The organism is uncultured Campylobacter sp., assembly GCF_937890585.1.
GTDB lineage: Bacteria > Campylobacterota > Campylobacteria > Campylobacterales > Campylobacteraceae > Campylobacter_A.
The window spans coordinates 1-7,109 of sequence record NZ_CALACG010000122.1 but is presented as its reverse complement, the minus strand read 5'-3'; the positions used below and the strand labels follow the sequence as shown (position 1 = coordinate 7,109).

The window sequence follows — 7,109 nt, the reverse complement described above, 5'->3', positions numbered from 1 at the left end:
GGATTGAAACATTACTAGGATAGTCTCGTCCTCTAAGAACGAACCTAACCATTAGATACAAATTCCCCCGATCTAGGGGATTGTGGACTTTGTCATATCTCTATATTTTGATTTTAGTTTTTATGGGGATTAAAAAAGTTAGAAATTTTAGATATTGCAAAGAAATTTATATCAAATTCCTTTGCAAATTTGGATTTATTTTACAAAAAACTCTTGAGCTATGCTTTTATCTTCTCTTGCGATGTTAAATTTCTCACCATCTACAAAAACATCAAATTTACTATCTTTACTAGCTCTTGTATATGCTAGCGCAAGTCTTGCAGCAAGCTCTTTGTCAGCAAAGCTAGCATTTTTGCTTATAAAACTAACAGCTCCCACGATGTCGTCGCTCTCTTTAAATTTCACCTGCTCAAATTTATCATTTGGATGAGCCAAAAGTGCGTTATTGTCGCTCTCATCACGTCCTATTATCATTTTTGCGCCTTCAAGTAAGCGTAGATGCCTACCAAGCTTTAGCCACGTAACATCGATATCTCGCATCTCTTTGTCAAATTTCAAGTAGTCTTTTATCTTTACAGCAAAGCTCTCGATCGTTAGCAGACACCCACCTCCAGGCGTTGCAAAGTCCTCAAAGCCAAATTCCTTTGCCAAAGCAAGTTGCGGCTTTCTATCGCGCCCGCTTATGCCAAGTAGCTTCTCTCTATCGACCCAGCCCTCGCGCTCTGGCTTAGTTGGTGGCAAGAGCTTAGCGCACATCGGACGAAGCACTAGATCATCCTCATCATCAGCTAAGCGCTTAACCTGAAAAAGTGCATCTCTGCGCTGGCTCATCGGCCTTTGACCCACGACTTCGCCTGTGATTATAAAATTTGCATTTTCGCTTTTTAGCATATTTAAAGCGGTTTTAAACATATACCCGTGGCAGTCGATGCAAGGGTTAAACTGCTTGCCATAGCCGTATTTTGGGCTAAAAAGCACGTCACGAAGATACTCGTTTCTCATATCAACCACCTTTAGGCTAGCTCCAGCCAAGGCTGCACGGCGCCTTAAAACTTCGTGCTTCTCCTCATCCACGCCAAATCCAGTATCCATATAAAGTGCGACCACTTCGATACCCTGATCGCTTATTATTTTCATAGAGAGCATGCTATCAAGCCCTCCGCTAAACAAAGCTAAAGCCTTCATTTTTGTCCTGAAAGTAAAATTTAAAGCCTAAATTTACTAAATCTAGGCTTTTATGAAGTTTATTTAGCAGCGTTAATTATGATTTTTTTAATCACTTCGCTTGAAGCTTTTAGGCTGCTAACTGGCAAGTACTCGAAGACGGAGTGAAAGTTGTTTGCCCCTGTGAATAAATTTAGCGTTGGTACACCCTTTGCAGAGATCGCAGCACCGTCGTATCCACCACGCATAGGCTTTATATTTGGCGTGATATTTAGCTCGCTAAAGGCATCTTTTGCTAGTTTTATAGGCAGTGAGTTTTCGTCTTTTAAGAACTTAAAGACGTTTTCATAGCGTGTTTTTAGCATGATCTCACAGTACTGCCCATAAATTTTGTTAAAAGAATTTGCCATGTCACTTAAAAACTCAAGCCTTTTTTGAAATTTCGCCTCGTCAAATTCTCTTATGTCGATCTTGAGCGTCGTTTTTGCACTGTTTCCGCTAAGCTCTTTTACCCAAAAATAGCCCTCTTTGCCCTCGGTGCACTCTGGCACTTCGCCGCCTGGTAATAGCGAGATAAATTTATGCGCTAAAAGTAGCGAATTTACAAGCTTGCCCTTTGCGTTCATCGGATGAGCCGAAACACCTTTAAAGACCATCGTGCAGTCAGCTGCGTTCCAGTTTTCGTATATTAGCTCGCCTATCTCGCAGCAGTCTAAGCAGTAGCCAAAATCAGCTCCTAGCAAATTTACATCAAGTGCCTTTGCACCAAGCAAGCCCTGCTCCTCATCAGGCACGAAGCAGATCACGATCTTGCCGTGCTTTACATCAGGATTTTGCATGAAAAAGCTAGCCATATTTACGATACTAGCGATCGCCGCCTTATCATCAGCGCCAAGCAAGCTAGTGCCGTCAGTCACCACTATGTCGTCGCCAACGTATTTCTTAAGCTCTGGATTGTCGCTAAATTTAAGATAAATTCCCTGCTCTTCGTTTAGGCAGATGTCGCCACCTGTGTATTTTACTATCTTGGCTTTTGTGTCGTTTTTTTGCTCGCTACTTGTATCTAAGTGCGCAAAAAAGGCGATACTTGGGGCATTTTCGCAGTTTGCAGGAATTTTTGCTATCAAGATAGCATTCTCTTGCAAGATGATACCTTTTATGCCAAGCGAGCTAAGCTCATCTTTTATAAAAAGAGCTAGCTCATACTCGGTTGGATTAGAAGGCATGATGCCTTTTAATCCATTCTCTTTATTTGTCGTGGTGTTAAATTTCGTATAGTTTATAAATCTCTCTACGATATCCATTTTTCATCCTTTAGATGACGAAAAATGCGATCGCCACAACAGAGAGAAACATACCTAAAAACGTTCTTTTTGCAAGCTCGACTGGGCTAACCATAGCGATACCAGCACAAACGATAGCAGCTCCAGCGATCGGAGAAGCTGAACGTCCAAGTGAGCCAGCGATTGCCGCAGCCATACCAAGCTTATCTTGCTCAAAGCCAAGAGCAGCAGCGTTTGTTGTGACAGCTTCGTTAAACGCAAATGTAGCAGCGTCGCCTGAGCCTGTGACTATACCCATGATAAATGGCACAAATGTTCCGCCAAATTTAACATAGCTTTGATCTGTTTTTAGCCACGCTATGACCACATCAACAGCTCCACACGCCTTTAAACCTGCGACAAAGACGCCAGCTGCGATGATGATACCGATAACATCAGCGTAAGCGTGACCCATGCCGTTAAAGAACTCTTTTGTGATCTTTTGTGGGTTTGTAAGCGTAGCAAAGATAGCTATGATAGCACCAAGTATCATCGCCTCGGCAACGCCCATCTTTGTCCATGCCAAAAAGCTATAATCTTTTGCTAGGCTTGTTCCGCCAATAACTAAGATCACAAGTGGGACAAGTGGCATAAGAGCGTAGATCAAATTTACTTTAAACGCTGACTTCTCTTCGCTAGCAGCACCGCTTTCAAGAGTGAAATTTGTACCTTTTTGATAGTCTTTAAATAATATTGCGACGATAGTTAGCATGACAACTACGATAACAAGAGCTGTAAATGCGCTAGGAATTTGCACTTTTATGATGTCTTGAACTGTGTAGCCCTCAACTGTCTTTTTAACAAGATCAGCCACATATACGTTGTGCGCAGAGCCTGGGCTTAGAACTGAGCCAAATGTACCAGCAAAAACAGCCGCACCAGCCATCGCAGGGCGAACGCCTGATGCCATTAGAAGTGGTATAAGTGTCGCACCAACAGCAGCCGAGCAGCCAGCAGCTGAAGGGATAGCGATATTTATAAAGTAAGTTAGCACGGTTGTTGCAGGGATCAAGATAAATCCCACGTTTTTAAGTGGCTTTGTAAGAAGCGCAACAAGGTGCTTATCGCACATTGTGTATTTCATAACAAAAGCAAAACCCATACTGGCACATATAGCCTTTATAAGACCAGCTTTAGTCATATAGTCAGTAAAAGCACTTAGTGCCCCCATCGGTTTTAGTGCGATTATACAAAGCACCAAACCAACACCTATTAGCACCGTTCTCGTCTCTTTTTTTAAGACTAGAAGTGCTACAACTGCAACGATGCCAAGAATGGCAGCAATTAGTTTGAATGATTCCATACCTCTCTCCTTGTTTAGATTTTAAATTTAGTTCCAACTTCTATTTTTTCTATCTCTTTTTTGTATTCAAGCTTTAAGATATCGCTATGTCCGATGACCTCAACTTCGCTACCTTTTATATGTAGAGCCGTGCCCTCAGGCAGTGCGTAGATAGTATCGTTTGGATTTGCTATCAAAAACTCTTCTAGCCTCTCCTCCCTGCTCTCGCCGTTGTGACCTGCTAGCTTGCCGCTTATGAAGTGCGGGTTGATCTGATATGGGAAGATATTTAAGCTATCAAAGGACTTTGGCATGATGATAGGCATATCGTTTGTCGTCATCATCGTCTTGCCAGCGATGTTTGCGCCAGCTGACCAGCCAAAGTATTTTGTGCCAGAATTTGTAGCCTCTTTTATTGCATCAATCAAATTTAGCTTATAGAGCATGTGAAGTAGTATGAAGGTATTTCCGCCGCCAACCGCGATGCTTTTTGCATTTTTGATAGCTGAAATTTTATCCTCATAGCGGTGTATAGACTTGATATTTTTGCTATTTAAGCACTCTTTCACCTTTTGCTCGTACTCGTCATTTGTACGTCTTACGCCAGCATAGGGGATAAAAAGTATCTCCTCGTCCGCGTCACTTCCTAAAAATTCCTTGATCCAACCCTCACAGTGTCTTAAATAGCCAGTATCTTTGTAGCTTGAAGCACTGATTAGTAAAGCGTTTTTCATTTTTCTACTCCATTTAGTTTGTAAGCAGCCCTTAGATAGATATCAACCCCAGCGACCAAACACTCCTCGTCAAAGTCAAATTTACAGTTGTGGTGGCCTGCTTTTAAATTTGTACCGATCATCATATATCCGCTCTTTGCGCCCCTATCTTGCAAAGCTCTCATAAAGTGAGCGAAGTCCTCGCAAGCACCAAAATCAAGCTCTTTAACGATCTTATCATCATCTATAAATGGGCTTTGTTTTGCCGCCTCATAGAAAATTTCAGTCACCTCTTTGTCGCTATCAGCACCGCTTGTGCCCCCTGTCATCACGACCTTGCTCTCAACGCCGTAAATTTCGCTCACGCCTTTTACGATATCCATGCATTTTTTATACATAAACTCATTTAAATTTGTATCCTCGCCCCTTGTTTCGCAGGCTAGATAGCCATTTGGTGCGATGACGTTTCTGCCCTCACCTGCTCTTAAAACGCCTACATTTATCCTAGTCACGCCCTTTGCATGCCTTGTGATACCATGCATATTTAGAGCCATTTGAGATGCGGCTAAAAGGGCATTTGCGCCGTCTTGTGGTGCTCCTGCTGCGTGAGCTGAGCGGCCAGTGATATGCACGTCAAATTTAGAAGTTGCAAGCAGTTTGTTTGTGCCGCAGATGATACCCCTGTTAGTTTCCGCCTGAAAGCCGATGTGTCCGCCAAGTAGATACTCAATGCCATCAAGCACGCCAGCAGCCTCCATAGCCACAGCGCCTCTTGTGCCCTCTTCTGCTGTTTGAAATATAAATTTAAATTTGCCGTTAAACTCGTCTAAATTTTTAGCGATCAGCTTTGCAAGCGCTAGACCCATCGCCATGTGTCCATCGTGCCCACAAGCGTGCGTGATACCAGCGATATCTGAGCCAAAGCCCTCTTTGCAAGGTCTGTGATCAGTGTCCGCGCTCTCTGTCACATCAACGCTATCTATGTCAAATCTAAATGCCGTAAATTTACCAGGCCTTTTTGTGTCGATGAAGGCTGTTAGTCCAGTTAGGCCGTCTTTCATATATTCAAGGTATTTTGCCTCATCGGCGCTTAGTAGTGTTTTGGCTCGCTCGATCGCCTTTTGGCACTGCTCCTTGCTACCAACGCCCAGCCTTGCATCGCTTTTTACGACCTTTTCGCCAAGACTCACCTCATATCCTAGATCACTAAGCCTTTTTGCCAAAACTGCTGTCGTAAAAAAGGTAAACCAGCCAGTTTCTGGATGCGAGTGAAAGTATCTGCGGTCTTTGATGAGCTCATCTTTTAAAGATAGTGCTAAATTTGCTATTTTATCCATGACTACTCCTCGTTTGAAAGTCTAATTAGTGCATTTGTTAAAATTTTTGTTGCGGCTACTGTGTCTTTGAAATTTATCGCCTCTTTGGTGTTGTGGCTGATACCATCCACGCAAGGTATAAAGAGCATGCCAACGCTGTTTGCAAGCTTTGTTAAATTCATCGCATCATGTCCAGCTCCACTTGGCAAAGTAAGAGTTTTTATGCCAAGCTTTTTGGCTTCATCTTCAAGTAAATTTATGGCGTGTTCGCTTAGTTTTACTGGCTCGTCGCTACTTAGCTCTCTTATCTCGTAGCTAAATTTTAGCTCGCAGCTTAGCTCTTTTATAAAATTTCTAAGCTCCAAATTTAGCTCTTCAAGGCTTTTTTTATCGATATCTCGCAGATCAACGCCAAGCCTCGCTTCGCCTGGCACGACGTTTAAAACGCCTGGTTTTGCATGAGCGTAGCCAACGGTTGCGACGGCTGTTTTTTTGCTTTTAGCAAATTTATTTGCGGCGATTATGATGTGTGAAGCAGCAAGCAGGGCGTCACTGCGCATATTCATCGGAGTTGCGCCGCTGTGATCGGCCTTGCCCTGTATAATGATCTCAAATCTAATAGGCGCTGCGATACCACTTACCACGCCAACGCTTATACCGCTTCGCTCTAAAACTGGACCTTGCTCTATGTGAAGCTCTAAGTATGCGTGTAGGGAGTTTTCTTTTAGGATGGCTTCATCTAAATTTTGTGGTTTAAACCCAGCTGCACTCATCGCCTCAAAAAGTGAAATTCCATCTTCATCTTTTAGCTCATGAAGCCTTTGCTCGCCAAGTTTGCCGCTTATTATCTTGCTGCCGATAGTCGCTGTCTTAAAACGGCTTGACTCCTCACAGCTAAAATTTATGAGCCAAAGTGGGCGCTTTAGCTTGATGCCAGCCTCTTTTATCGCAGTTAGCGCCTCAAGTCCAGCCATAACGCCAAGCGTGCCGTCATAAAAGCCGCCATTTGGCACGCTATCTATGTGAGAGCCCACGCAAACTGGCTTTGCGCCTAGCTCACAACCCTCATCATAGATAGCGAAGATGTTGCCGACATTGTCAATTTTAAGTTTAAAGCCATTTTTTTCTATCAAATTTATAAGAAATTCTCTTGCTTCAAGGTCCTCTTTGCTAAAGGCTAGTCTTGTCAGCCCTCCACCTTTTAGCGCTCCAAACTCGCTTATAGCGTTAAAATTTCTCTCAAATCTTTTAGCGTCTATCATCATAAATCCTTAAAATATAAAGCCAATCTTAAAAAGATTTATTACTTTAA

The 7,109-nt window shown here is 42.9% G+C and carries 6 protein-coding genes; all 6 read right to left on the bottom strand.

Going from position 1 to position 7,109, the window contains the following annotated elements; translation table 11 throughout:
• Window positions 1-195: 195 nt before the first annotated feature.
• The 6 genes from Q0296_RS03580 to Q0296_RS03555 are packed head-to-tail and all read right to left on the bottom strand — an operon-like array spanning window position 196 to window position 7,059.
• Window positions 196-1,185, bottom strand: a complete 990-nt coding sequence (locus Q0296_RS03580; RefSeq protein WP_298036623.1) for an argininosuccinate synthase domain-containing protein — start codon at window positions 1,183-1,185, stop codon at window positions 196-198.
• Between the two features lie 59 nt (window positions 1,186-1,244).
• Complete coding sequence (gene pepT, locus Q0296_RS03575) at window positions 1,245-2,468, bottom strand: peptidase T (protein ID WP_298036621.1); 1,224 nt, start codon at window positions 2,466-2,468, stop codon at window positions 1,245-1,247.
• A 10-nt stretch (window positions 2,469-2,478) separates the two neighbouring features.
• Window positions 2,479-3,789, bottom strand: a complete 1,311-nt coding sequence (gene dcuC, locus Q0296_RS03570; protein ID WP_298036619.1) for a C4-dicarboxylate transporter DcuC — start codon at window positions 3,787-3,789, stop codon at window positions 2,479-2,481.
• A gap of 14 nt (window positions 3,790-3,803) precedes the next feature.
• A complete protein-coding gene (gene pepE, locus Q0296_RS03565) occupies window positions 3,804-4,502 on the bottom strand; it encodes a dipeptidase PepE (protein WP_298036617.1) in 699 nt (232 codons plus the stop codon).
• Window positions 4,499-5,818 carry an amidohydrolase gene (locus Q0296_RS03560; protein ID WP_298036614.1) on the bottom strand — a complete coding sequence of 440 codons (1,320 nt, stop codon included), beginning with the start codon at window positions 5,816-5,818 and terminating at the stop codon, window positions 4,499-4,501. The genes pepE and Q0296_RS03560 overlap by 4 nt, the downstream gene beginning before the upstream one ends.
• 2 nt (window positions 5,819-5,820) lie before the next feature.
• On the bottom strand, window positions 5,821-7,059 hold the full coding sequence (locus Q0296_RS03555; protein ID WP_298036611.1) for a M20 family metallo-hydrolase: 1,239 nt from the start codon (window positions 7,057-7,059) through the stop codon (window positions 5,821-5,823).
• Window positions 7,060-7,109 lie beyond the last annotated feature (50 nt).